Origin of the sequence: Castellaniella sp. (assembly GCF_034007085.1) — a bacterium.
GTDB lineage: Bacteria > Pseudomonadota > Gammaproteobacteria > Burkholderiales > Burkholderiaceae_B > Castellaniella.
Genome location: NZ_JAVERO010000022.1, coordinates 1 through 25018, shown reverse-complemented (window position 1 = coordinate 25018; position 25018 = coordinate 1). Strand labels below are relative to the sequence as shown.

Below are 25018 nucleotides of genomic sequence, written 5' to 3'. Positions count from 1 at the left end.
GAGACCCCGTTCGTCGGTGGGCACGGCCCGGTACTGCGGCTGGAACTGGGAAAACGATTGCAGCGCCCCGAGATAGCTGGGGGCTTCGACCAGTACGGGGGAATCCTGATCGATGAACAGTTTGCCAAGCATGTCCAGCGCCTGCTGCGACCCCGACACGATCAGGACTTCTTCGGGATCGATGTCCAGCCCCGGACGCGACAGATCCTGTGCGACCCATTCGCGCAGCGGCGTGTAGCCTTCGGTGCGACCATATTGCAGTGCCGTGGCGCCCTGGGTGGACAGCACCCGGTCAAAGGCGGCCCGCAGTTCGGCGACCGGGAATCCTTCGGGCGAAGGCAGGCCGCCGGCAAACGAGATGACCTCGGGCCGTTCGGTGATCTTGAGGATTTCGCGGATGGCCGAACTGGTGAGCTGGTTGGCGCGTTGGGAAAAAAGCGTGCGTGAAACGGACGTGTCCATGAGTGATTCCGAATAGATGCCGGCCTTGTGGGCCGGTCGATTGGAAATCGCCGGCCGGCCCGGATCTGCGGATGGTCGGCGCGGGTGAAGCTTCACATATTAAATCAAGCGCGCCCGGACGGCCATGTGCGCTGCGGCAGAACCCCGGTTATGGGCAGGCATGCGCATGCCCATGCTCCACTTGTGCGAACCCCGTATCCATGGCATCGCCCCGAAGGGCGATCCGCCGGCCAATGTGGGCCAGCGCATCCTCGACCTGATCGATCAGGACCAGACACAGATCGCCAGGCTCCAGGGCATCCAGCGCGGCGTCGATGGCCCGGAATTCTCCGTGGATTTCCTGCAGCCGGCTCATGCGGCGTGCCGCCCCCAGGCCCCCGCGCAGCAGGGCCAGGACTTCGCCATCGCCGCGACCGCGCTGACACTGATCCTGGTACAGGATGACCGTATCGAACACATCGCCCAGGATCTCCGTCTGGCGGCGAATGTCCTGATCGCGCCGATCCCCCGCCCCACTGATCACGACGATCCGGCGCCGCGCGGGCATGGTTTCGACCGCCTCCACCAGCGCCAGGATCGCATCCGGATTGTGGCCGTAGTCGGCAATCAACGTCGCGCCCCGATAGTCGAAGACATTGAACCGGCCAGGCACAGTCCCGACATCGTTGACAAACGAAGCCAGGCCCGCCTGGATGCGCACCCAATCCACGCCCATGGCCCAGGCCGCCGCCGCCGCAGCCATGGCGTTCTCGACCTGAAAGCCGATGCGGCCGGCGCCAGTCAGGGGCACGGCGGTCAGCTCGATGCGCGTTTCGACACCGGACTCCGCAAATACCAGATCGCCCTGATCCACGAACACCACCCGGCCGCCCTGCGCCCGATGTGTCTCAATCACCGGATGCCGACCATCACGGGCAAAGAAGGTCACCTTCCCGGGGCAGCCGGATGCCATCTGGGCGACGATGGGGTCCTGGGCATTGAGGACGGCCATGCCCGCAGACGCCACCTGATCGACAATGACACGCTTGACGATGGCCAGATCCTCGACCGTGCTGATGTAGTTCAACCCCAGATGGTCGCCGATCCCGATATTGGTCACGACGGCCACATCGCAGCAGTCAAAGCCCAGTCCTTCGCGCAGGATGCCACCACGCGCAGTCTCGAACACGGCCATGTCCACATCCGGATGCGACAACACATTGCGCGCGCTGCGCGGTCCACTACAATCGCCCGCATCGATCCGCCGGCCACCGATATAGACGCCATCGGAATTGGTCATGCCCACGCAGGCACCCGTCTGGGCGCACAAGTGCGCCAGCAGGCGCACGGTCGTGGTCTTGCCGTTGGTGCCGGTCACCGCCGCCACCGGCACCCGGCCGGTTTCACCAGGCGCGTACATCATGTCGATGATGGCAGCGCCCACGTCGCGCCCCATGCCAAAGGACGGGTTCAGGTGCATGCGCAGGCCGGGTGCTGCGTTGACCTCGACGAAACAACCGGTCTCCGGCGTCAGCGGCTGATAGACATCACGACTCACCAGATCGATCCCGCAGACGTCCAGGCCCACCATGCGCGCCGCCATGACGGCACTGGCAGCCAGGTCCGGGTGCACATGGTCGGTCACATCCGTGGCGGTCCCGCCCGTGCTCAGGTTGGCATTATTGCGCAGCACCACGCAGACACCGGGTGCCGGCACCGAATCGGGCCCGCAGCCCTGCGCCGCCAGCGTGTGCAACGCGATCTCGTCGAGCCGGATGCGCGTCAGGGACGTGCCGTGGCCCTCGCCCCGCAACGGATCCTGATTGATCTGCTCGACCAGTTCCGCGATGGTGTGACAGCCATCGCCCACCACCTGAGGCGGATCACGCCGCGCCGCCGCGACCAGGCGATCCCCCACCACCAGCAGGCGAAAGTCATGGCCGGGGAAATAGCGCTCCACCATCACGCCCGAGCCATGGGAACGCGCCACGGCATAGGCAGCCATCACCCGTTCACGACCCTGCACGTTCACCGCCACACCCCGGCCCTGGTTGCCATCCAGCGGCTTGACCACGACCGGCCCGCCGATTTCCTGCGCAGCCGCCCAGGCGTCCTCGGCATCCGCCACGCTGCGACCGCAAGGCACGGAAACGCCGGCCGAGGCCAGCAGCGATTTGGTCAGCGCCTTGTCCTGTGCGATGGCCTCGGCAATGGCACCGCTGGCATCGGTTTCGGCCGCCTGGATGCGGCGCTGGCGGCGTCCCCAGCCGAACTGCACCAGGCTGCCCTCGGTCAGCCGCCGATACGGAATTCCTCGGCGCACAGCCGCCTGGACTATGGCGCCAGTACTGGGCCCCAGCCGCACTTCTTCGTACAAGGACTTCAGTTCGGCGATCACCGGCCCTGGATCGAAAGGCGCGTCTCGCAGCGTTGCCATGCACAGTGCCAGCGCATGATCCAGCGCCAGGCGCCCGACGGCCTCCTCGACGTATTCGACCACCACCTGGTAGACGCCGGGCTCCAGGGTCGGCGCAACGCGGCAGAAAGCCACCGGACAACCGGCCTGGGCCTGCAGCCGCAAGGCCGCAGCCGCCAGAATGTGCGCCAGTGAGCGGGGTCCATCCAGCCCCGGGATCTGCGGCAGATCGATACCCGGAAAGCGCGCGCGCAGGCGTGTTTCGAACGCTTCCATGTCGCCCAGCGCACGCTCGCTCTCAGAGCAGGCGACGATGGCCTCGATCGCCGTCTGCCGGGACCACAGATTGGGCCCGCGCAGGGCCCGGACTCGTGAGACTTCCATGATGACCAATCGTCCTTGGAGGAAGGGAAGGGGGGAAATGAACGGGCCGTCGGTCATCCCGCCGGCCCCGACAGGATTCAAGCGGCCAGCGGCGGTTCTGCGGGGATCTGTCGGGCGTTCCAGGTCCGCAAGCCTATGCGCATGCACTCGACGTCCAGCCCCAGCGCCCAGGCCACAGCCAGGGCGGCCAGCACCGGCGCCGGGCCGTCCGCATCGATCGCCGGTACGAGATCATCGAGGCCGATGACCGGGATCTGCACCCCACCTTCGGCCAGCACCGCCAGGCCGCCTTGCACCGATACCGCACGGCCTCCCTGGCCCAGATGAGCACGCAGGATGTCTGCGTCGAGGTCCAGGCCGTAAAACAAGACGGCGCCATCGCACAGCGGCGCCAGTTGCACCGTCAGGGGATCATCGGCATTCAGGACTGCCGCACCGCCCGGCAGGACGACATCCACCTGGGTGCGGAAGATCCGCACCAGCTGCTCCGGGGTTTCCATGTAGAACTCCGGCCAGGTCACGGTGGGGTCGATGCCGGTGACCACGCCGACCTGGCAGCGGTCATAGGCCAGGCCCTCGCCCAGGATGGCGCGGCCGCCATTTTCAATCACCGCGCATTCGACAGCCCGGTTCATCAGGACGCGGCGCGCGGCTTCCCAGTGAGCCGAATCCTGCGCCGCCACCTGGACAGCGCCCATGAACAAACCCTGGGACGAGGCCAGGCCCACCGTGCGCCCGGCCAGGCGCAGCAGATGAGCGACCAGATGCGCGACCGGTGCCGTGCACCGGCTGCCGCTGATCCCGACCACCGGAATGCGCCCATCCTCGGGCGCAGGAAACAGGTCATCGATGATCGCCCGGCCGACCGGCCGGGGCGTACCCACGGCCGGCTTCAGGTGCATCAACAGACCTGGACCGGCGTTGACTTCCACAATGGCTCCCTGCTGCTCGTCCAGAGGCCGCGCAATGTCGCGCGTCACCAGATCGATCCCGGCAATGTCCAGCCCGACCACGCGAGCCGCCAGCGCCACCTGCACAGCCACATCCGGATGCACTTCGTCCGTGACGTCGATGGATACGTTGCCACTGCGCTGGACGAGCACCGCGCGGCCGCGTTCGGGGACTGCATCGCCGTGCAGGCCCTGGCGCTCCAGTTCCAGGCGGGCCGCGGAATCCAGGCGGATGAAGTTCAAGGGATGATCTTCGTCGCGGCCGCGACGGGGGTCGGAATTGAGCTGGCTCTCGATCAGCTGCAACACAGTGGATGTGCCATCGCCCACCACCATCGCGGCTTCGCCACGCGCGGCGGCCACCACGCGCCCGCCCACCACCAGCAGACGATGCTCATCGCCCTGGATGAAGCGTTCGACCATGACGCCACTGCCTTCCTCGACAGACACGGCATAGGCCGCCTCGATCTGTTCACGCGTGCTCAGGCAGGTGAACACACCACGCCCATGGTTGCCATCCGACGGCTTGACCACCACCGGCAGCCCGAGTTCCTGCGCCACGCACCAGGCATCGTCGGCGTTGTCCACCATGCGGCCCTCGGGCACCGGCACGCCGCAGGACTGCAACAACCGGCGGGTCAGATCCTTGTCGCGCGAAATGCTTTCCGCAATGGCGCTGGTGCGGCTGGTCTCGGCCGTCCAGATCCGCCGCTGGCAGGCACCATAGCCCAATTGCAGCAAATTGGCATCACTCAGGCGGATCGCCGGAATATCCCGATCATCGGCGGCGTCCACGATGCACGCCGTGCTGGGACCGAGGCTGAGCGCTTCGGCCAGGTTCTTCAGCCGCTCGATCGTGCCGGCCACATCAAAAGGCCGATCCTCGATGGCGGCCATCACCAGATCGCGGGCGGCCAGCAGCGACTCGCGCGTCAGGGATTCGTGCCAGGCACGCACGATCACCTTGTAGACACCGCGCAACGGTGTTTCCCGTGCGCGGCCCAGTCCACCAGGCATGCCGGCCAGATTCTGCAGTTCCAGCGTGACGTGCTCCAGGATGTGGGCCGGCCAGGTGCCTTCGCGCACTCGCTTGAGAAAGCCTCCTCGCTCACCCACGCTGCAGCGGTGCTCGACCAGGAAAGGCAGCCAGGCGCTCAGGCGCTCGTAGAAACCGGGGATGAGGTTGGACGGGCAGTCCTCGAGATCGTGGATGTCCACCAGCGCCTCGATGACGGGTCGATAAGCCCAGATGTTCGGCCCCCTCAAATGCACCATATTGAGAAACTCAATATTTTTATCGTTCATGATCGAACCATGCGTCAAGGGAGTGCCGGAACCGGCGAAAACAGCCGCTTTTTTTGCCGCCGCTGAAAAACATCGGCACACATATTAATCTCGCCGTTATTGCGCGGCACGGAAAAAAAGTTGAAAATTGTGACGCGATTTCCGGCCCTGACAACCCCCTGAAATCGTGCTTACAGGCCCCTGAACACCGCTCCGATCATCCGCCCTCCCGATCCGCGACCGTCTCTTTTCCGACCCCTTCCCGTTCATGCAGGGCCTTCCCTTCGCCCCCTCCCCGGCCGATCCGTGCCCGCCGGGCCTGCCCGCGCCGTGGCGCGACATCCTGACGGCTCAACTGACCACCGACGAGCGCGTCCTGGGGTGGCTGTGCATCGACCTGGATGCCCACCTGCGCTACCAAGACGGGCTGATCGTCCTGACCGATCGCCGCTGGCTGGCCTGCGGGATGGACGCCCAGGCCAGCCGGTCCTGGCCGCTGCGTCCCGACATCCGGGTGCGACTGCACGACCATGCCGGAGTCGGCAGCCTGGATCTGGTCGACACCCATGCCCGGCTGGCATGCTGGCGCTACACGCTGGAGCGCCTGCCCCAGGCCCAGCGCCTGGTCGCCGCCTGGCAGGCCTTGCGCGAACCCGCACAGCCCGAATCCCCCCCCGATGCGTCCGATACCCAGCCGCCACCATCAGCCCCCCGCGCCAGTTCCCTGTTCCGCCTGTGGCGCTTCGCTCGTCCCTACGGGCGGCAGCTGGCCGCCGGGCTGGCCCTGACCCTGGCAGCCACGGCGGCCTCGCTGGTCCCGCCCTATCTGACCATGCCGCTGATGGACGATGTGCTGATTCCGTTCCAGAACGGAATTCCGATCAACTACCCCCTGGTGGCGGCCTACCTGGGCGGCCTGCTGGTCGCTTCGATGCTCGCCTGGGGCCTGGGCTGGGCGCGCAGCGCCATCCTGGCCTGGGTCAGTGAGCGCATCGGCGCCGACCTGCGCACCGCCACCTACCAGCATCTGCAGCAACTGTCCCTGCAATACTTCGGCGGCAAGCGCACCGGCGACCTGATTGCCCGCATCGGTTCCGAATCCGACCGTATCTGCCTGTTCCTGTCCCTGCACCTGCTGGACTTCATCACCGACGTGCTGATGCTGACGATGACGGCCGCCGTGCTGTTGACGATCAACCCGCTGCTGGCGCTGGCGACCCTGGCGCCACTGCCGCTGATCCTATGGATGATCCACTGGGTCCGGGACCGCCTGCGCCACGGATTCGAAAAGGCAGATCGGGTCTGGTCGGATATCACCAACGTGCTGACCGACACCATCCCCGGCATTCGTGTGGTCAAGGCCTTCGCCCAGGAGCGCCGGGAAGTGGCCCGTTTCCGCGAAGCCAACAATCGCAACCTGACCATCAACGACCGCGTCAACGCCCTCTGGTCTCTGTTCACGCCCACCGTCACGTTGCTGACGGAACTGGGCCTGCTGGTGGTTTGGGTCTTCGGCATCTGGCTGGTGTCCAGGGGGGCGATCACCGTCGGGGTGCTGGCCGCGTTCCTGGCCTACATCAGCCGCTTCTACGTGCGCCTGGATTCCATGAGCCGCATCGTCTCGACCACCCAGCGGGCTGCCGCCAGCGCCAAGCGCATCTTCGATATCCTCGACCACGTCTCCAGTGTGCCGGAGCCCGCCGTGCCGCACCGCGTCGAACACATCCGGGGCCGTATCGAACTCAGCCACGTCAGTTTCCGCTATGGCAGCCGCACGGTCATCCACGATCTGAGCCTGGACATCGCCCCGGGCGAGATGATCGGCCTGGTCGGCCACAGCGGCTCAGGCAAAAGCACCCTGGTCAATCTGATCTGCCGTTTCTACGACGTCTCCAGCGGCACGATCCGGCTGGATGGCACGGACATCCGCCGCTACGCCATCGCCGACTACCGCCGCCGCATCGGCCTGGTGCTGCAGGAGCCCTTTCTGTTCTACGGCTCGGTGGCCGAAAACATCGCCTACGGCCGTCCGGAAGCGACCCAGGCGGAGATCGTCGCCGCTGCCCGGGCCGCCCACGCCCACGAATTCATCCTGCGTCTGCCACACGGCTATGACTCCCTGGTCGGCGAACGCGGCCAGGCTCTGTCCGGCGGAGAGCGCCAGCGCATCTCCATCGCCCGTGCGCTGCTCATCGACCCGCCCATTCTGATTCTGGACGAAGCCACATCTTCCGTGGATACATCCACGGAAAACGAAATCCAGAAGGCACTGGACAATCTGGTGCGCGGCCGCACGACGATCTCCATCGCCCACCGCCTGAGCACGCTGCGCGAGGCCGACCGGCTGGTCGTCATGGACGGCGGCCGGATCGTGGAAATCGGCCGCCACGAAGAACTCCTGGCCTGCGGCGGCGCTTACGCCCGGCTGCACCAGGCCCAGCAGCAAGGCCCTTCGCCATCCGAACCACACTGGCAACAGCCTGGCGAGGATTCCACCGGGAACGCCGATGCGCTCTGATGCCGCACGCCCCGGCTGGTCGCTGTCCAGCGACGCCTTCGGCCGGCTGATCCTGGAGCGCACGGACCTGCCCGACACACCGGTGACCCCAGTCTGCGGCTTTCCCATCACCACACCGGACGCAGGCATCGCCCTGATGAACGCCCAGGGCCAGGAACTGGCCTGGATCGAACGCCTGGACACACTGCCGGCCAATCTGCGGCGTCTGATCGACCAGGAACTGGCCCAGCGGGAATTCAAGCCGGAAATCCTGCGCATCCGCCATGCCTCGACCTGGGCAACCCCCAGCCGCTGGGATGTGGACACGGACCGGGGACCGACCCAACTGACCCTGAAAGCCGAGGAAGACATCCGACGCCTGGCAGCCGGCGCCCTGCTGATCGTCGATGCCCACGGCGTGCAGTTCCTGGTGCGCGACATGGCAACGCTGGACAAGACCAGTCGGCGCATCCTGGATCATTTTCTGTAGTATGCCCGGATACGCCACGCGCCCTCAGGCCGTGGACGCCAGGATCGGCAGCCCCAGATCCCAGGTACCAGGCAGCAGACAGCGCAACGCCTCGCGCGAAGCATCGATGCAGCCTCCCTCGGCATACACGCCGCTTGGATCCCGCAGCCGCATCATGCGATCCAGAATGCGCGCCATCGCCGCCGGATCGGCCAGGGATTCGGCCACACGGGCCTCGACCACGGATTCATCCATCCAGGGCCGGGCACCGTCCCAGCGCAGTCCATCGCGCCAGTGGTAGAGTTCCACGCACTTGGACTCCAAGGTGTAGGGCTGCCCGGGTTTCCAGAAATTCGCGAACTGTCCCGAACCCAGGTAAAACACCCAGGATCCCTCGTAACCCTCGACCTCGGCCGAGGCGGCATCCGGATTGCGAAACCACAGCCGGTCGCCCGGCACGTAGTAGCGCGGCGGCAACGGTGCCTGCAAGGAACCGTATTCCCGCAGGAATACATCATGGAACGCGCCCGACTGGATCGCCCGCGTTCGCCACTGGCACTGCAACGCCCCCAGGGCAGCCGGATGACTAGCAGCCAGTTCCTGGGCCAACGCCAGCAGCAACACGTATTCCGTCGCCCGATAGCACGAGAAGGAAAAACGCCGGCCAGATCGGTCCGGCCAAAGCGTGCGCTCGAGCGCAGGAATCAATTCATAGCCTGGCTTCAGGACGAATCCACTGGCCTCGGTCCAGGACCAGCATTCGGGGCGCTCTGCCTGCTCGGTGTCGAAAGCCAGCACGGTGCGCCGGGCGGTCTGGACGATGCGGCGGCGCACACGCACGGCCGCTACCAGTTCACCGGCACAGGGAAAATCGAACTGCACCGGTGAGCCCAGCAAGGCGATGAGAATTTCTTTTTCCAGATCCGCCTGCTGCGTCTCGGGGTCCAGCGCCAGAATCCGCGCGACCCCGGCCGTATCGCCATCCGGCATCCAGCGCCCGGCGGCATCCCGGCCCAGGCGCAGGTCCCAGTATGCGCCCTGAGCATCGATCCCGCAGATTTCTTCGACGGCCCCCGCCCAACGGCGATCGGACAACCAGTCCGACAGGTCTTCGGCCCCGGCATCCGCCAGAGGGCCGCGGATACGCACACCCGCAATCGATTTCACAACGATCGCCTTCGCTCGAACATGAAAAACACCATGCTAAAGAGAGGTGGCCGACACGGCTGTAACCTATCGCTACCAGCCCGCCCAACCGGCAGATCAGAGGCCCGGATCGGCCCGAACCCGATCGATCAAGTCCCGCAGTTCCGGCAACGCCCGCCGCGCCGCCCGTTCGCCTGCGTCGATTGCCACTGCTGCGCGGTGATAGTCCATCAGGGCGAAATCCGCCAGCCGGGGCCGGATCAGCACATCGGCCGGTTCGCCCGCCAGGCGGCTGCGCGTGATGCGCACCTGCATGATGTTCAGGCTCATGCTCAGCACATCGAAGATCGATGGCATGTCCGGGGAGACCGGTGCCCCGCCCCGAGCTCCGCCCAGCCCCAGCGGCAACTTGCCCAGCACCGCAGCCAGGGCACCCGGCGCCGCCGCACTGGCTGCCGGCGCATCGTCCGGCCTGAGACGCCGGCCGATCAGGTCCGAATTCAGGTCCACTGCAATGACGATGTCCGCCCCCATCGCACGGCACAGCGACACCGGCACAGGGTTCACCAGCGCGCCATCGACCAGCAGTTCGCCCTCGCGCCGCGCGGGTGTGAACAGCCCAGGCAAGGCGGCAGACGCGCGCACGGCGTCGATGACGGAACCTTCGCGCAACCAGATCTCCCGCCCGGTGGCCAGTTCGGTGGCGACCGCCCCGTAGGCCCGGGGCAGGCTGTCGATCGTCTTGTCGTCCAGGTGCGCGCGCAGGAAGGAAAACAGCTTTTCGCCGGGGATCAGGCCACCGCTGACGGTAAAGTCCAGCAGCCCCATCACGCCCTGCCAGGTCAGCCCCCGCACCCAGGTTTCGAATTTTTCCAGATGCCCGTCCGCATAGGCCGCGCCGACCAGCGCGCCGATCGACGTCCCACACACGATATCGGGCACGATGCCGGCTTGCTCCAGGATGCGGATGACGCCGATGTGCGACCAGCCGCGCGCCGACCCGCTGCCCAGGGCCAGTCCGATCCGGGGGCGGGATGCACGCATGGAATCCTGCCCCAGCAAGCCTAATCCGCCGTCACGGCCAGCCCGCGCTGCACCGCAGGACGCGCCAGGCCGCGATCCAGCCAGGCCTGTACGCGAGAAAAACGGTCAAACCCCACAAGGTCGCGCGCCTCGTAGAAATCGATCAGGTTGCGCACCCAGCCCAGCAACGATATGTCAGCAATGCTGTAGTCCGCACCCATCACCCAGTCACGGCCCGCGAGCCGTTCGTCGAGGACACCGAGCAAGCGTGCGGATTCGGCCACGTAGCGGTCACGCGGCCGTTTGTCCTCGTACGCCTTGCCCGCAAATTTGTTGAAGAACCCGACCTGGCCGAACATCGGCCCCACGCCGCCCATCTGCCACATCAGCCACTGGATCGTTTCATAGCGTGCGGCGGGATCCGTGGACAGAAAGCGCCCGGTCTTGTCGGCCAGATAGATCAGGATCGCCCCCGATTCGAACAAGGCCAGCGGCCGCCCGCCTGGCCCATGCGGATCGTAGATCGCCGGGATCTTGCCATTGGGGTTCAGCGCCAGGAACGCCGGGTCATGGCTTTCATTGGCCGAAATGTCGATGCGGTGGGCCTCGTAGGGCAGGCCTGTTTCCTCTAGCATGATGCCGACCTTCACGCCATTGGGCGTCGGCAGGGAAAAGAGCTGGAGCCGGTCGGGGTACCGTGCCGGCCAGCGGGCAAAGATTGGATGATCCGGCGTCACTTTTTCTTCCAGAAGCAATGGCCACGCCGCCAGGGGCGGATCGCAGCCGGACACGCATCAGAACGGGATATCGTCGTCCATGTCGGACAGGTTGCTGGCCGGCGCAGCAGCCGGCGCGGCCGGGCGCTGCTGCTGGGGTGCGCGCCGGGCAGGCGGCTGGGAAAAGCCGCCTGCATCACCGCCGCCCGCATCGCCGCCGCTGTCGCGCCCGCCCAGCATCTGCATCTGGTCGGCCACGATTTCGGTGCTGTAGCGGTCGGCGCCGGTTTCCTTGTCCTGCCATTTGCGGGTCTTCAGGCGGCCCTCGACGTAGACCGCACGCCCCTTGCGCAGGTATTCGCCGGCAATTTCGGCCAGGCGGTTGTAGAACACCACGCGATGCCATTCGGTTTCCTCGCGGCGTTCGCCGGTGGCCTTGTCCTTCCATTGGGACGTGGTGGCGATGGATACGTTGCAGATGGCGGCACCGTCCGGGCTGTAGCGGACTTCGGGGTCGCGCCCCAGGTTGCCGACGAGGATGACTTTATTGACGGAGGCCATGGTGGTTAGATCCTGTAGTGAACGATGTGGCTGCCATTATCGGGGACTCGGACGGCCCGCGCCGCATCGAAATGCATCAAATGACCATTATGGCCCAGTCGGGTTTTCCACAACAAGCCGATCAGCCAAACAGAACACCAGGGCCCCCCTGAACCAGTCGAGCAGACAGCACTGGTTCAGAGGCCCATCAAGACTTGACGTCCTTGAACCCGCGCGCCGTATACAGCCAGACGGTCGCCAGCATGGCGCTGGCCCAGAACACCATGGACGACCCACCACCACGTGCCAGGATGCCCCCCAGCACGCCGCCGGCGAACACCCCCAGGGACTGGGCCGTGTTGTAGAACCCCAGCGCCAGGCCCTTGTAGGCGGGGGGCGCCACCCGCGACACCAACGAGGGCTGCAGGGCCTCCAGAATGTTGAACGCCACGAAAAAGAGCACAAAGGCGGCCACCACCAGCCAGAAGGAGTCCGTCACCCAGGGCAGCGCGCCCAGCACCACGGCCAGGCCCAGCACCGCCAGTTCGAGCGCAGGCTTGTGCGCCTTGCGCGTTTCGGTATAGAAAACGGCCGGCACCATCAGGACGAATGAAGCGAGAATCACCGGCAGATAGACCTGCCACAGGCTGGCGGAATCGTACCCTCCCAGGCGGCTCAGCAGTCCGGGCGCCACCACGAACAGCGCCATCAGGATGAAATGCAGGCAGAAGACGCCAAAATTCAGGCGCAGCAGGTCACGATGGCCCAGCACATCGTGCGCCGTGGCCTGGACGATGTCGGCCTCGGAACGCGGCACGTCCGGCACGAAAAACATCGCAATCAGCAGGCAGACGAAACCCAGCAGGCTGATGGCCCAGAACAACCCCGACAGGCCGAATGCCCCTACCAGCATGGGCGAGAGCACCAGCGACAGCGCAAAGGAAACGCCAATGGAGCCACCCACCATGGCCATGGCGCGGGTACGGACCTCGGGCCGGGTGGCATCGGCCAGCCAGGCCGTGATGGCGGCCGAGACGGCGCCCAGCCCCTGGATCACGCGCCCGACCGTCACCCAGTCCACATCATCGGCCAGGGCGCAGACCACCCCGCCGATCACGAACAGCACCATGCCGAACACGATCACGGGCCGCCGGCCATAGCGATCGGACGCCATGCCCAGCGGAATCTGCAGAATCGCCTGGGTCAGGCCATATGCGCCCAGGGCCAGCCCCACCCGCGCGGGGTCGTCGCCGCCGATCAACGTGCGCGCCGCCACGGCAAAGATCGGCGTCAACAGGAACAGGCCCAGCATTCGCGTAGCGAACAAGCCCGCCAGGGCGATACTGCTGCGCCTTTCCAGGGGGGTCAGCCGAAGCGCAGGCGAGCGTGGTCGTGAAGATGCGGACATGGGAGAGCGCCAAAAGAGAGAAAGCTGCGCGTTATAGTATCAAGTTGGCCTTTGAAAAACCTGAACTCCCCCAGAACCCATCTGGGCAAGCCGCATGCGAGTCCGGGCATCCAGAACGCATGAACGAATCCGCCACACAGCACAAGAGCATGGACGCCATCAGCATCCGCGGGGCGCGCACCCACAATCTGAAAAACATCTCGGTCGACCTGCCCCGGCGCAAGCTGGTGGTGCTCACGGGCCTGTCCGGATCCGGGAAATCATCCCTGGCCTTCGACACGCTGTATGCCGAAGGCCAGCGCCGCTACGTCGAAAGCCTGTCGGCCTACGCACGGCAATTCCTGCAGATGATGGACAAGCCCGACGTGGACGTCATCACCGGCCTGTCGCCCGCCATTGCCATCGAACAGAAGACGGCTGGCCACAATCCACGCTCGACTGTGGGGACCGTGACAGAAATCCACGACTACCTGCGCCTGCTGTACGCCCGGGTCGGGACGCCCTACTGCCCGGACCACGACCTGCCGCTGCGCGCGCAAAGCGTCAGCCAGATGGTGGACCAGGTCCTGTCCCTGCCCGAAGGCTCCCGCACGGCCATCCTGGCACCGATCGCGTGCGCCCGGCAGGACGACCTGGCAGCCGAATGCCGCCGCCTGCAGGCCCTGGGCTTCGTGCGCATCCGGCTCGATGGCACCATCCTGCCGCTGGGCGATGACGTGCCGCCCGCCACGCCGGACAGCCCCTGGGATCTGGATGTGGTCGTCGACCGGCTGCGCGTGCGCCCCGACAGCCGCCAGCGCCTGGCCGAAAGTTTCGAAACCGCGCTGGAACTGGCGCAGGGCCGCGCCCTGGTGCTGGACCTGGACACAGAACGGGAATACGCCTTTTCCTCGGCCTATGCCTGCCCGGTCTGCGCGCGCGGCATGGGCGCACTGGAGCCGCGCCTGTTCAGCTTCAACAACCCGGCTGGCGCCTGTCCGACCTGCAACGGCCTGGGTCAGGTGGAATCCTTCGATCCGGCGCGTGTCGTCGCTTTTCCCGAACTGAGCCTGGCCGCCGGCGCCATCCAGGGATGGGACCGCCGCAATGCGTTCAGCTACGCCATGATGGCCAGCCTGGCGCAGCACTACGGCTTCGACCTGGATACGCCGTTCCAGTCGCTGGACCCCAACGTGCGCCACTGCATCCTGCACGGTTCAGGCAATCAGGAAATCGCGTTCCAGTACCTGGGCGAGAACGGCGTGCCCGTCATCCGCCGCCACGCCTTCGAAGGCATCATCCCCAATCTGGAACGGCGCTGGCGCGAAACGCATTCCAGCGCCGTACGCGAAGAACTGGGCCGGCTGCGCCACCTCGTCCTCTGCCCCGACTGTCACGGTGCCCGCCTGTGCGCCGAGGCCCGCAATGTGCTCATCGGCCAGGATCCCGGCCGGGGCGAACGGCGTGGACGCGCCCTGTACGAAATCGAATCCCTGTCACTGGCCGACTGCCGGCAATGGTTCCTGGACTGGGTGCCGGATGGTGCCCGGCGGGATGTCGCCGACCGCATCATCCACGAAATCCGCGCCCGCCTGGATTTTCTGGTCAATGTGGGCCTGGGCTACCTGTCACTGGACCGGGGCGCCGATACCCTGTCTGGCGGCGAGGCCCAGCGCATCCGCCTGGCCAGCCAGATCGGTTCGGGGCTGACCGGCGTCATGTATGTGCTCGACGAACCGTCCATCGGCCTGCATCAACGCGACAACCAGCGTCTGATCGAGACCCTGCGGCAGTTGCGCGACCTGGGCAACAGTGTGATCGTGGTCGAACACGACGAAGACATGATCCGCGCCGCCGATTTCGTACTGGACATGGGCCCGGGCGCCGGCGAGCACGGCGGTTGCATCGTCGCCCAGGGATCCCCGGCGGACATCATGGCCCAGCCCCAATCCCTGACCGGTCAATATCTGGCCGGCATCCAGCGGATCGCCATCCCCGAACGCCGGCCGGTCGGCCCAGACCAGTCCTGGCTGCGCGTCCTGGGATGCCGGGGCCACAACCTGCAGTCCGTCGACCTGTCCATCCCGGTGGGCCGCCTGACCTGCATCACGGGCGTTTCCGGGTCGGGCAAATCCACCCTGATCAACGACACACTGGTGGCGGCCCTGGCCCAATCACTGAACCGCGCCCAGACCGACCCCGCCCCGCACGATCGCATCGAGGGTCTGGATGCCTTCGACAAGATCATCAGCGTCGACCAGAGCCCCATTGGCCGCACGCCGCGCAGCAACCCGGCGACCTATACGGGCCTGTTCACGCCCATCCGGGAACTGTACGCAGGGGTACCCGAGGCGCGCCTGCGCGGCTACGACCCGGGACGCTTTTCCTTCAATGTCAAAGGCGGCCGCTGCGAGGCCTGCCAGGGCGACGGGGTGGTGCGCGTGGAAATGCATTTCCTGCCCGACATGTACGTGCCCTGCGAGGTCTGCGAGGGCCGCCGCTACAACCGCGAAACCCTGGACATCCGCTACCGGGGCCTGTCCATCAGCGAAGTCCTGGACCTGACGGTGGCCCAGGCGCTGGAACAGTTCCAGGCCGTGCCGGCCATCGCCCGCAAGCTGCAGACCCTGATGGATGTCGGCCTGTCCTACATCCGCCTGGGCCAGAGCGCCACCACGTTGTCCGGCGGCGAAGCGCAACGCATCAAGCTGTCCCAGGAACTGTCCCGCCGCGGATCGGAACGCACCTTGTACGTGCTGGACGAGCCCACCACCGGCCTGCATTTCCACGATATCGCGGTGCTGCTGGATGTGCTGCAGCGCCTGGTGGACGCTGGCAGCACCGTGCTGGTGATCGAGCACAACCTGGACGTGATCAAGACGGCCGACTGGATCGTGGACCTGGGCCCGGAAGGGGGTGCCAGCGGCGGCCGGATCGTGGCCCAGGGAACGCCGGAAATGGTGGCCGCCAGCCCCGGCAGCCATACGGGCCAGTGGCTCAAGCACACGCTGGCATCCCAGAGCGCCCAGGGGGTTTCCACTTAGGGGCCTGTTCACACTCATTCAGGCAACCGCCTCTATGATGAATGCCATGCGTATCCTGTTGATCGAAGACGAATCGGAACTGGCCTCGTGGCTGGCCCGCAGCCTGGCCCGCCACGGCGGGTTCATGGTCGACTGGGCCGACGATGCCGAACTGGCCGAGCGCCGCCTGGCGGTCGAGGAATTCGATGCCATCATCCTCGACCTGGGGCTGCCGGGGATGGACGGCCACGCATTCCTGCGCCGCCTGCGCGGGCGCGACGACCGCTGTCCGGTGCTGGTGCTGACCGCGCGCGATTCGCTGTCCGAACGCATCGGCACGCTGCACGAAGGCGCCGACGACTTCATGCACAAACCCTTTGCCATCGAGGAACTCGAAGCCCGCCTCAACGCCCTGATCCGCCGCAGCCGGGGCCGCGAACACCCCCGCTGGATACTGGGCGATCTGGTCCTGGACATCGGCAGCCAGCGCTTTCTGCACCACGACGAAACGCTGAACCTGTCGCCCCGGGAATACGCCGCACTCAAGGTCCTGATGCAGAAAGCGGGCGAACCGCTCACCAAACAGCAGATCCTGGAACGCATCAGCCCGGACGATACGACGATCAACCTGGAAGCCATCGAGGTCCTGGTGCACCGGCTGCGCAAGAAACTGTCCGGCACCGGCACGCAGATCGTCACGCTGCGCGGCATGGGTTACTGCCTGGAGCCAATGCGTGACGCCCCCGAATGAACACCGTCCCGGCAGCCTCCGATCCCTGCTGCTGTGGATCCTGGTGCCGGCGCAGATTGCGGTCTTGAGCCTGGCCCTGTGGCTGTCCAGCCGCCAGCTGCACCAGCAGGTCGACCTGGCCTACGATCGGTCCCTGGCGGGCGCCCTGCGCGCCATCGATCACAATATTTCCACCGCCAGCGGCGGCCTGTCCGTGGAACTGCCCTACCTGATGCTGGAATTCTTCGAACTGACCGCCAATGATTCCGTCTACTATCGGATCCTGACCGAGGACGGCCTGGCCGACATCGGCAATCAGAACCTGCCATTGCCCGACACGCACCTGGCCTCGAACACGCCGGTGTTCTACGACCGCGACTACCTGGGGGCTTCCATCCGCATCGCCGCCCTGGCCCGCCCCATGTCCCCGCCGCTCTACGGCCAGCCCGCCGGCCGGGTCATCGTCATGGTCGGCGAAGACCGCAGCAAGCGGGACCAGGTCATCCGCAACATGATGATCCGCAACATCGTGCGCGACCTGGCCGAAGTGCTGGCCTCCACCGGCCTGATCGTCGTCGGCGTGCTGATCGGCCTGCGGCCGCTGACCCGCCTGTACCGCCAGATGAAGGACCGCGCGCCCGACGACCTGAGCCCGATCGTCGCGCCGGAACTGCCCCGCGAAGTCCTGCCGCTGGTGGGCGCCGTCAATCAGCACGTCGCCCGCTACGCCCGCCAGGCACGCCGGCAGCGCCAGTTCCTGGACGATGCGTCCCATCAGCTGCGCACGCCCCTGGCCGTCCTGCACACTCAGCTGGACTACGCCCTGCGGGAATCCGACCCGGCCGAAGCGCGTGCGGCCCTGCTGGCCATGCGCGGCGGCCTCGACCAGGCGCAGCGCACGGCCGCACAGATGCTGGCGCTCGCCCGCGCGCGGGAAGCCGACATCGACGGCAGCCCCCTCCGGACCGTGGCGCTCACGCCCCTGGCCCAGGACGTCATCCGCCAGCTCTACGGCCTGGCGCGCCAGAAGCGGCAAGCCGTCGCTCTGGACGGCGACGAACTCGGCGCCACCGTGACCGGCATCGAATGGCTGCTGCGCGAAGCGCTCGTCAACCTGGTGGACAACGCCATCAAATACACCCCGGAAGGGGGGACCATCACCCTGCGGATCGAACGCGCAGCCGACGGTGTCGTCCTGAGCGTATGCGACACCGGCCCAGGGATGACCGAGGACGATATCCGCAAGGCGGGGCGGCGATTCCGCCGGGGGCAAGCCGGCAAGCGCGCCCATGGCGCGGGCCTGGGCCTGGCCATCGTCCACACCATCATGCAGCAGCATGGCGGCACCTTGCGCATCCAGCCCACCGAACCGGGACTCCGGGTTGCACTGCACTTTCCCGTCGATCAGGGTTTTCCCGATAAATCGTCTGTTTGAAAGCCGGCGGAAAGCTTGGTCGGCCTAATGTGTCGCCAACGCGCGCCCTCTCCCTGCGCGCGCCCACAAAACCCAAGGAGACCTCCATGAAACCCCGTTCCCTGTCGCTGCTGCTGGGCGGCGCCCTGCTATCCCTGGGCCTGGCGGCCCAGGCGGCCCCCACCAAACCCGAATGCATTGCGCCGGCCAACCCGGGCGGCGGCTTCGACCTGACCTGCCGCCTGGCCCAGGAAGGCCTGAAGGCGTCCGGCACCCTGGCCGACCCGATGCGCATCGTCTACATGCCCGGTGGCATCGGCGCAGTGGCCTACAACCACGTGATCGCCCAGAAGCCAGCAGATCCCAACACCATCGTGGCCTTTTCCGGTGGCTCGCTGCTGAATCTGGCGCAAAAGAAATTCGGCCGCTACAGCGTGAACGATGTGCGCTGGCTGGCCGCCGTCGGCGCCGATTTCGGCGTAGCCGTGGTGCGCGATGATTCGCCGTACAAGTCCCTGAAGGAACTGATGGCTGCCTTCAAGCAGGACCCCAGCAAGATCGTTCTGGGCGCGGGCGGCACCGTCGGCAGCCAGGACTGGATGAAGGCTGCCCTGACGGCACGTGCGGCGGGCGTGGACTACCGCAAGATGCGCTTCGTCGCCTTCGAAGGCGGCGGCGATGCGATCACGGCCCTGCGCGGTGGCCACATCCAGGCCTACATGGGCGATGCCGCCGAGGCTTTCACCATGCTCGAAGGCGGCGCTCCGATCCGGGTCCTGGCCGTCTTCAATGACGAACGCCTGCCGGGCAAGCTGTCCTCCGTGCCCACCGCGCAAGAAGAAGGCTTCGACATCCAATGGCCCATCATCCGCGGCTTCTACGTCGGCCCCAAGGTCTCGGACGCCGATTACCAATGGTGGGTAGACGCCTTCGACAAGACCTTGAACGACCCCAGCTACGCCGCGCTGCGGGACAAGCAAGGCCTGTTCCCGTTCAAGAAGACCGGCGCCGAACTGGACCAATACGTCAAGGAACGCGTCGCCGACTACACCAAGCTGGCCAATGACTTCGGTCTGATCCGTCAGTAAGCCAGTACCCGGACCCCGCCATGAGTGATCGTACCCTGGGGCTTTGCGCCCTGATCTTCGCCGGCCTGATGGCGTGGTTCGGCCACGACCTGCAGGCCCCCTTTTCCTACGAGCCGGTCGGGCCACGGGCCTTTCCGATGCTGATCGCGCTGATCATCGCCCTGTGTGGTGCCTGGCTGGTCTTCAAGCACTGGCGCGACCAGCGCCGGGGCGAATCGATCGACTGGCCGCGCCTGCTGCTGATGGTGGTCTACGTCTTTGGCTATGCCATGCTGTTCGAGACCCTGGGCTTCATCATCGCCACCGCCATCGTCACCGTGCTGATCGGCCGGCTGTTTGGCGGCAGCTGGGGCAAGATGACCATCGGCGGCATCGTGATGGGCGTGCTGTTCTTCCTGCTGTTCGACCGGGCGCTGGACGTCGTGCTGCCCCTGGGCCCCCTGGAGTTCCTGTCATGAACCAGATCCTCGACCATCTGGGCCTCGGTTTCGATGTCGCCTTTTCCTGGATGAACCTGCTGGTGGCCGCCCTGGGCGCCTTCCTGGGCACCCTGGTCGGCGTGCTGCCTGGCCTGGGTCCGATCAACGGGGTGGCCATGCTCATCCCCATTGCCTACGCCCTGAGCCTGCCGCCAGAAACGGCGCTGATCCTGCTGGCGGCCGTGTACGTGGGCGCCGAATACGGCGGGCGCATCAGCGCCATCCTGATCAACGTCCCCGGCGAAGCCAGCGCCATCATGACCACCCTGGACGGCTATCCACTGGCGCGCAAGGGCCTGTCCAATGTCGCCCTGTCACTGTCGGGCTGGTCGGCCTTCTGTGGTTCGCTGGTCGCCACCATCGGCGTGATCGCGCTGGCGCCTCTGCTGGCGCGCTGGGCGCTGGCCTTCGGCCCGGCCGAATACTTCGTGCTGATCGTCTTTGCGTTCTGCTGCCTGACCAGTCTGCTGGGCCGCCAGCCGGTCAAGGGCACGCTGTCGGCCATGCTGGGCCTGGCCATCGCCACCGTGGGCGTGGACGCCAATTCGGGGGTCTACCGCTACACCTTCGATTCCGTCCACGTGTTCGACGGGATCGATTTCGTGGTCGTGGTGATCGCGCTGTTCGCCATTGCCGAACTGCTGGAATTGCTGGAATCGTCCATCCGCGGCGAAGCCCCGGAAGTCCCGCCCAACGAACGCAAGCTCTTCAACCTGAAGGAACTGCTGTTCACCAAATGGACCGTGCTGCGCAGCGCCGTCCTGGGATTTTTCATCGGCGTGCTGCCGGGGGCCGGCGCCAGCGTGGCATCCGCTGTGGCCTACTCCAACGAAAAGCGCTACCAAGAAGGCCGCGACCCCAACGCCTGCTTCGGTTCGGGCGACCTGCGCGGCGTGACCGCGCCGGAGGCCGCATCGACCGCATCGGCCGTGGGTTCCTTCGTGCCCATGCTGACGCTGGGCGTGCCCGGTTCCGGAACCACGGCCGTGATGATGGGCGCACTGACCCTGTACAACATCACCCCCGGCCCAGTACTGTTCGACACCAAGCCGGAACTGGTCTGGGGCCTGGTCGCCTCGCTGTTCATCGCCAACGTGCTGCTGTTCCTGATGAACATCCCCATGGTGCGGGTCTTTTCGAAGGTCCTGGCGCTGCCGAACTGGCTGCTGGTGCCCGGCATCCTGTGCATCAGCTATATCGGCGTCTACGCGATCAACGCGGGCACCTTCGACCTGACCATGGCCGCCTTCCTGGGCCTGGTCGGCTATCTGTTGCGCAAGGCCGGCGTGCCCATGGCCCCCATGGTGCTGGGGGTCGTGCTGGGCGACATGATGGAACAGAACCTGCGCCGCGCGCTATCGATCACCAATGGCGAGCTGCACATCCTGTGGGACAGCCCGATCGCCCTGGGCCTGTGGATCATATCGCTGCTGATCGTCGTCATCCCGCCCCTGATGCGCTGGCGCCGCGCCAAGCGGCGTCAGCAAGGCCAGGCCGTGCGCGAGGACCTGATCGCTGCGGACGACTGATCCCGTTCAAACAGGCCTCAGTCCCAGTCCGGTGGGCTGCTCCGAAGCGGTCCCGCTGGCAGGTCCCAGCCCCAGCGGGCGCCCGCCACCCGGCAGGGCGCCCGCAGTCTTTGCGCGGGCCCCCAGGCCGTCGACTCGATCACCGGGTCATAGGCGGCATCGGGCGCCGGCCCCAAGACGGGCTGGGCCGCCGGCGTCTCGCTGGCCGCTGCCTGCAGCAGCCGCGCCATCCGGGCCAGGGATACGCGCCAGCCGCTGCCCAGCCCGGTTTCACGGCGCAGCGCCAGGCCGCGCAAGGCGCAGGCCGCCATCAGATAGCCCGCCGACTGGTCCAACGCCTGGACCGGCAGGGGGTCAGGGGCGGCATCCTCGCCCGCCCAGGCAATGCCGGCACTCATCTGGACCAGGCTGTCGAATCCTCGCCGCGCCCGCCAGGGGCCCGTCCAGCCCCAGGCATCCAGGCTGACATCCACCAGGCCGGGCCGGATGGCCTGGCGTGCCTCGGCATCCAGCCCCAGCGCGTCCAACGCACCAGGCCGATAGCCATGCACCAGCACATCGGCCTGGGACAACAACCGCCGGAATCGCGCCATGCCGTCCGGATGCCGCAAGTCCAGCAAGGCGCAACGCTTGCCCACGGTGACCTCGGGCACCATGCCCGGCTCGTCCCAGCCCTCGGGGTCCAGGCGCAGCACCTGGGCGCCCTGGGCCGCCAGAAAGCGCGTGGACACAGGCCCGGCCAGCACGCGGGTCAGGTCCAGAACCCGGATGCCCGCCAGCAGCCGCCCGGGAACCGGCGCGTCGGCCCACCGGGGGTCCGGCTCGCCCGCCCGCCCAGGCAGGCGATGCACCAGCGGCTCGGCCGCGACGGCACGCCCCTGGGGGTGGACCAGCCAGGCCTGCGGCGGGCGCAGCGCGGCCGCACAGCCGCCCCGATCCACAATGGCGTCCTCCAGCGCCTCGGCAGATTCCCGCCGGATCCGTTCGGCGACAGCGGCGTGACCGGCATCGTCCGGCAAGCCCAGCACAGCCAGCGCCCGCTGACGGTGATGGGCCGTATTGGCATGCAGGCGGATCCAGCCGTCCCGCGCCGGATAGTCGCCCGTGACGGGATCGCGTGCGGCCGGACGTTCCCAGCCCAGTGGCCGGATGCTGAAGCCGAACCACCACGAAGCCAGCGCCCGATCGACCACGGCCTGGCATGGGCCCATGGCCTGCGCCCAACGCGCCAGCATCAATGCGGCCGCACCGATGCTGGCGCAGGCCAGGCCACTGACCGGATAGCGCGAGGCCAGCCCCACCGCGCCTTCCACGCGCAGCCAATCGGGCGACATGCCAGGGTCCAGCACGGCCAGCATCTGCCGCAGCATGTCCGTGTGATCCGAGACTCCAAGGCTCATGATTCGTTCTCCGTTTCAGCCAGGCACGCAACAGTCCGCAGGGGACTTGTCTCAAGCCGTGGCAGCTCTCCACCTCGCCGCTTGCAAGCGGCTCGGATTAGCCAGGCACGCAACAGTCCGCAGGGGACTGTTGCGTGTCCAGGCTAATCCATTCTGTAAAGGGTTCGGTGTTCGCGGATGGCGTAGCGGTCCGTCATGCCGGCGATGTAGTCTGCGATCGCCCGGGCCTGCGCGATCGGGTCTTCGCGTCGATATTCATCCGCCAGCAGCCGCGGATCATCCAGGAACGCCTGGAACAGTTCCCGCACGATGCGGCGGGCCTTGCCCGTCATCCGCATGACCTGGAAATGCCGATACAGGTTCTGCAGCAGGAACTGCTTGAGCGCATCGGCCTGGGCGCGGATCTCGTCGGAGAAGGCGGCCAGCGGCGGCCCGGCTCGGACCTCGTCCACGGATGTCGGCCGCAGCCGATCGATGCGATCGGCCGTGGCGCGTGTCAGGTCCTGCACCAGCGTATTGATCATGGCACGAATGACCTCGGACACCAGCCGCTTGGGGTCTGCGCCCGGCCACCGGCGCAGGACCTGCTCATGATGGACGGCGAAGATATCCACATCCAGCAGCTGCGGCACCGTGATCAACCCCGAACGCAGGCCATCGTCCACGTCATGGTTGTTGTAGGCGATTTCATCGGCCAGATTGGTCAGTTGGGCTTCCAGGGACGGCTGCGTGCCGTCGAGAAACCGCGCGCCGACATCGCCCAGCCGCCGCGCATGGGCGCGCGAACAGTGCTTGAGGATGCCCTCGCGGGTCTCGAAGCACAGGTTCAGGCCATTAAAGGCGGCGTAGCGTTCTTCGAGTTCGTCGACCACCCTCAGGCTCTGCAGGTTGTGCTCGAACCCCCCGGCCTCTGGCGCCAGATCGCGCAGGCAGGCATTGAGTTCGTCCTGACCCGCATGGCCAAACGGCGTGTGGCCCAGATCATGGGCCAGGGCGACGGCCTCGGTCAGGTCTTCGTTGACCCCCAGGTTGCGCGCCAGCGTACGTGCGATCTGGGCGACCTCGATGCTGTGCGTCAGGCGGGTACGAAACAGGTCGCCTTCGTGGTTGAGAAAGACCTGGGTCTTGTATTCCAGCCGGCGAAAGGCCGAACAATGGATGATGCGGTCACGATCCCGCTGGAAATCAGTGCGGCCGGCGGGCGGCGGTTCCGGGTGGCGCCGCCCCCGGGACGCGTCCGGAAGACACGCATACGGTGCCGGCCCTGCCATGTCAGCACCGCCCGCCTGGCAGGATTGGGCGCACCTGCTCGTCTTCGACCGCCCGGACTTCGGCCCGCCCCAGGGCCGGCAACAGCACGTAGCGGATCCGCCGGCCTTCGTTTTTCTTGTCCACACGCATCAGATCCAGCCAGCGCCCGGCCCCCAGTGCCGGAGGGTCCACCGGACAGCCAATGGCCGCTACCAGTGCCCGGATGCGATCCACCACCGCAGCGTCCAGCCCACTGACCCGGGCGGACAGTTCGGCGGCCATGACCATGCCGCACCCCACGGCCTCGCCATGCAACCACTGGCCGTAGCCCAGGCCGGATTCGATGGCATGGCCGAACGTGTGACCAAAATTGAGGATGGCCCGCAGACCCGATTCACGCTCATCCTGGGACACGACCCAGGCCTTGAGTTCGCAGGAGCGGCGCACGGCGTACCGGATGGCCTGATCGTCGAGCGCACGCAGCGCCCCGACATGCGCCTCGCACCAGTCGAAAAAATCGGCATCGGCAATCATGCCGTACTTGATGATCTCGGCCAGCCCTGCGGAGATTTCCCGGGCAGGCAACGTCGCCAGGACCCCAGGGTCGATTTCCACGGCCAGGGGCTGGTAGAAGGCCCCGATCATGTTCTTGCCGCGCGGATGGTTGATCGCGGTCTTGCCGCCCACCGAGGAATCCACCTGGGCCAGCAAAGTGGTGGGCACCCGGATGAAACGGACGCCGCGCATATAGCACGCGGCCGCGAAACCGCAGACGTCGCCCACCACCCCGCCGCCCAGGGCCACCAGCACGGCCTTGCGATCCAGGGTCGCCGCCAGCAGCGCGTCGAAGA

The 25018-nt window shown here is 66.7% G+C and carries 17 protein-coding genes and 2 pseudogenes; 8 read left to right on the top strand and 11 right to left on the bottom strand.

Annotation, left to right across the window (positions count from 1 at the left end; all coding sequences use genetic code 11):
* The 3 genes and pseudogenes from RBR29_RS03805 to cphA (RBR29_RS03795) all read right to left on the bottom strand — a co-directional run.
* A pseudogene (locus RBR29_RS03805) lies at positions 1-462 on the bottom strand (PLP-dependent aminotransferase family protein); the annotation flags it as partial.
* 148 nt (positions 463-610) lie between these two features.
* Positions 611-3241 (bottom strand): cyanophycin synthetase, encoded by a 2631-nt coding sequence (gene cphA / locus RBR29_RS03800; protein WP_320347396.1) that lies wholly within the window; start codon positions 3239-3241, stop codon positions 611-613.
* 104 nt (positions 3242-3345) lie between these two features.
* A pseudogene (gene cphA, locus RBR29_RS03795) lies at positions 3346-5496 on the bottom strand (cyanophycin synthetase); the annotation flags it as partial.
* A 247-nt stretch (positions 5497-5743) separates the two neighbouring features.
* On the opposite strand from cphA (RBR29_RS03795), the gene RBR29_RS03790 reads away from it, so the two are divergent.
* Together RBR29_RS03790 and RBR29_RS03785 are read left to right on the top strand one after the other, a co-directional pair.
* Positions 5744-7993 carry an ABC transporter ATP-binding protein gene (locus RBR29_RS03790; protein WP_320347395.1) on the top strand — a complete coding sequence of 750 codons (2250 nt, stop codon included), beginning with the start codon at positions 5744-5746 and terminating at the stop codon, positions 7991-7993.
* The gene (locus RBR29_RS03785) at positions 7983-8462 is read left to right on the top strand and encodes a DUF1854 domain-containing protein (RefSeq protein ID WP_320347393.1); all 480 of its coding nucleotides are present in this window, start codon (positions 7983-7985) and stop codon (positions 8460-8462) included. Before RBR29_RS03790 ends, RBR29_RS03785 begins: the two co-directional genes overlap by 11 nt.
* A 24-nt stretch (positions 8463-8486) precedes the next feature.
* Here the strand turns inward: RBR29_RS03785 and RBR29_RS03780 are convergent, their stop codons facing one another.
* The 5 genes from RBR29_RS03780 to RBR29_RS03760 form a co-directional block, all read right to left on the bottom strand.
* Entirely contained in the window at positions 8487-9608 is a 1122-nt protein-coding gene (locus tag RBR29_RS03780; RefSeq protein WP_320347391.1) for a hypothetical protein, read from the bottom strand.
* A gap of 96 nt (positions 9609-9704) precedes the next feature.
* Positions 9705-10631: a patatin-like phospholipase family protein gene (locus tag RBR29_RS03775; RefSeq protein WP_320347389.1), complete on the bottom strand. Its 927-nt coding sequence runs from the start codon at positions 10629-10631 to the stop codon at positions 9705-9707.
* Between the two features lie 20 nt (positions 10632-10651).
* Positions 10652-11347 (bottom strand): glutathione S-transferase N-terminal domain-containing protein, encoded by a 696-nt coding sequence (locus tag RBR29_RS03770; RefSeq protein WP_320347387.1) that lies wholly within the window; start codon positions 11345-11347, stop codon positions 10652-10654.
* 57 nt (positions 11348-11404) lie between these two features.
* Positions 11405-11887, bottom strand: coding sequence for a single-stranded DNA-binding protein (gene ssb, locus RBR29_RS03765; protein ID WP_320347385.1), 483 nt, complete (start codon positions 11885-11887; stop codon positions 11405-11407).
* 187 nt (positions 11888-12074) lie between these two features.
* Positions 12075-13274, bottom strand: a complete 1200-nt coding sequence (locus RBR29_RS03760; RefSeq protein ID WP_320347383.1) for an MFS transporter — start codon at positions 13272-13274, stop codon at positions 12075-12077.
* Positions 13275-13423: 149 nt separating this feature from the next.
* Between RBR29_RS03760 and uvrA the strand changes: the two genes are divergently transcribed.
* The 6 genes from uvrA (at position 13424) to RBR29_RS03730 (ending at position 21516) form a co-directional block, all read left to right on the top strand.
* Positions 13424-16297: an excinuclease ABC subunit UvrA gene (gene uvrA / locus RBR29_RS03755; RefSeq protein ID WP_320347398.1), complete on the top strand. Its 2874-nt coding sequence runs from the start codon at positions 13424-13426 to the stop codon at positions 16295-16297.
* Between the two features lie 46 nt (positions 16298-16343).
* Positions 16344-17027, top strand: coding sequence for a response regulator (locus RBR29_RS03750; protein ID WP_320347381.1), 684 nt, complete (start codon positions 16344-16346; stop codon positions 17025-17027).
* Positions 17011-18441, top strand: a complete 1431-nt coding sequence (locus tag RBR29_RS03745) for a sensor histidine kinase (RefSeq protein WP_320347379.1) — start codon at positions 17011-17013, stop codon at positions 18439-18441. The genes RBR29_RS03750 and RBR29_RS03745 overlap by 17 nt, the downstream gene beginning before the upstream one ends.
* A gap of 86 nt (positions 18442-18527) precedes the next feature.
* The gene (locus RBR29_RS03740; protein WP_320347377.1) at positions 18528-19508 is read left to right on the top strand and encodes a tripartite tricarboxylate transporter substrate binding protein; all 981 of its coding nucleotides are present in this window, start codon (positions 18528-18530) and stop codon (positions 19506-19508) included.
* Between the two features lie 20 nt (positions 19509-19528).
* Positions 19529-19966 (top strand): tripartite tricarboxylate transporter TctB family protein, encoded by a 438-nt coding sequence (locus RBR29_RS03735; protein ID WP_320347375.1) that lies wholly within the window; start codon positions 19529-19531, stop codon positions 19964-19966.
* On the top strand, positions 19963-21516 hold the full coding sequence (locus RBR29_RS03730; protein WP_320347373.1) for a tripartite tricarboxylate transporter permease: 1554 nt from the start codon (positions 19963-19965) through the stop codon (positions 21514-21516). The genes RBR29_RS03735 and RBR29_RS03730 overlap by 4 nt, the downstream gene beginning before the upstream one ends.
* Before the next feature lie 17 nt (positions 21517-21533).
* Here the strand turns inward: RBR29_RS03730 and RBR29_RS03725 are convergent, their stop codons facing one another.
* From RBR29_RS03725 to aroB, 3 genes are all read right to left on the bottom strand, one after another.
* The gene (locus RBR29_RS03725) at positions 21534-22916 is read right to left on the bottom strand and encodes a CoA transferase (protein ID WP_320347371.1); all 1383 of its coding nucleotides are present in this window, start codon (positions 22914-22916) and stop codon (positions 21534-21536) included.
* Positions 22917-23059: 143 nt separating this feature from the next.
* Complete coding sequence (locus RBR29_RS03720) at positions 23060-24187, bottom strand: deoxyguanosinetriphosphate triphosphohydrolase (RefSeq protein ID WP_320347369.1); 1128 nt, start codon at positions 24185-24187, stop codon at positions 23060-23062.
* Between the two features lies 1 nt (position 24188).
* On the bottom strand, positions 24189-25018 hold an 830-nt coding region (gene aroB, locus RBR29_RS03715), incomplete at its 5' end, for a 3-dehydroquinate synthase (RefSeq protein WP_320347365.1).

Bases quoted from the DNA above. Each gene is read 5' to 3' on its own strand.
- RBR29_RS03720 (WP_320347369.1), bottom strand. From the start codon at position 24,187: ATGGCAGGGCCGGCACCGTATGCGTGTCTTCCGGACGCGTCCCGGGGG.
- RBR29_RS03790 (WP_320347395.1), top strand. From the start codon at position 5,744: ATGCAGGGCCTTCCCTTCGCCCCCTCCCCGGCCGATCCGTGCCCGCCG.
- RBR29_RS03740 (WP_320347377.1), top strand. From the start codon at position 18,528: ATGAAACCCCGTTCCCTGTCGCTGCTGCTGGGCGGCGCCCTGCTATCC.
- RBR29_RS03735 (WP_320347375.1), top strand. From the start codon at position 19,529: ATGAGTGATCGTACCCTGGGGCTTTGCGCCCTGATCTTCGCCGGCCTG.
- ssb (WP_320347385.1), bottom strand. From the start codon at position 11,887: ATGGCCTCCGTCAATAAAGTCATCCTCGTCGGCAACCTGGGGCGCGAC.
- RBR29_RS03775 (WP_320347389.1), bottom strand. From the start codon at position 10,631: ATGCGTGCATCCCGCCCCCGGATCGGACTGGCCCTGGGCAGCGGGTCG.
- RBR29_RS03785 (WP_320347393.1), top strand. From the start codon at position 7,983: ATGCGCTCTGATGCCGCACGCCCCGGCTGGTCGCTGTCCAGCGACGCC.
- RBR29_RS03750 (WP_320347381.1), top strand. From the start codon at position 16,344: ATGCGTATCCTGTTGATCGAAGACGAATCGGAACTGGCCTCGTGGCTG.
- RBR29_RS03725 (WP_320347371.1), bottom strand. From the start codon at position 22,916: ATGAGCCTTGGAGTCTCGGATCACACGGACATGCTGCGGCAGATGCTG.
- cphA (WP_320347396.1), bottom strand. From the start codon at position 3,241: ATGGAAGTCTCACGAGTCCGGGCCCTGCGCGGGCCCAATCTGTGGTCC.
- RBR29_RS03730 (WP_320347373.1), top strand. From the start codon at position 19,963: ATGAACCAGATCCTCGACCATCTGGGCCTCGGTTTCGATGTCGCCTTT.
- RBR29_RS03760 (WP_320347383.1), bottom strand. From the start codon at position 13,274: ATGTCCGCATCTTCACGACCACGCTCGCCTGCGCTTCGGCTGACCCCC.
- uvrA (WP_320347398.1), top strand. From the start codon at position 13,424: ATGGACGCCATCAGCATCCGCGGGGCGCGCACCCACAATCTGAAAAAC.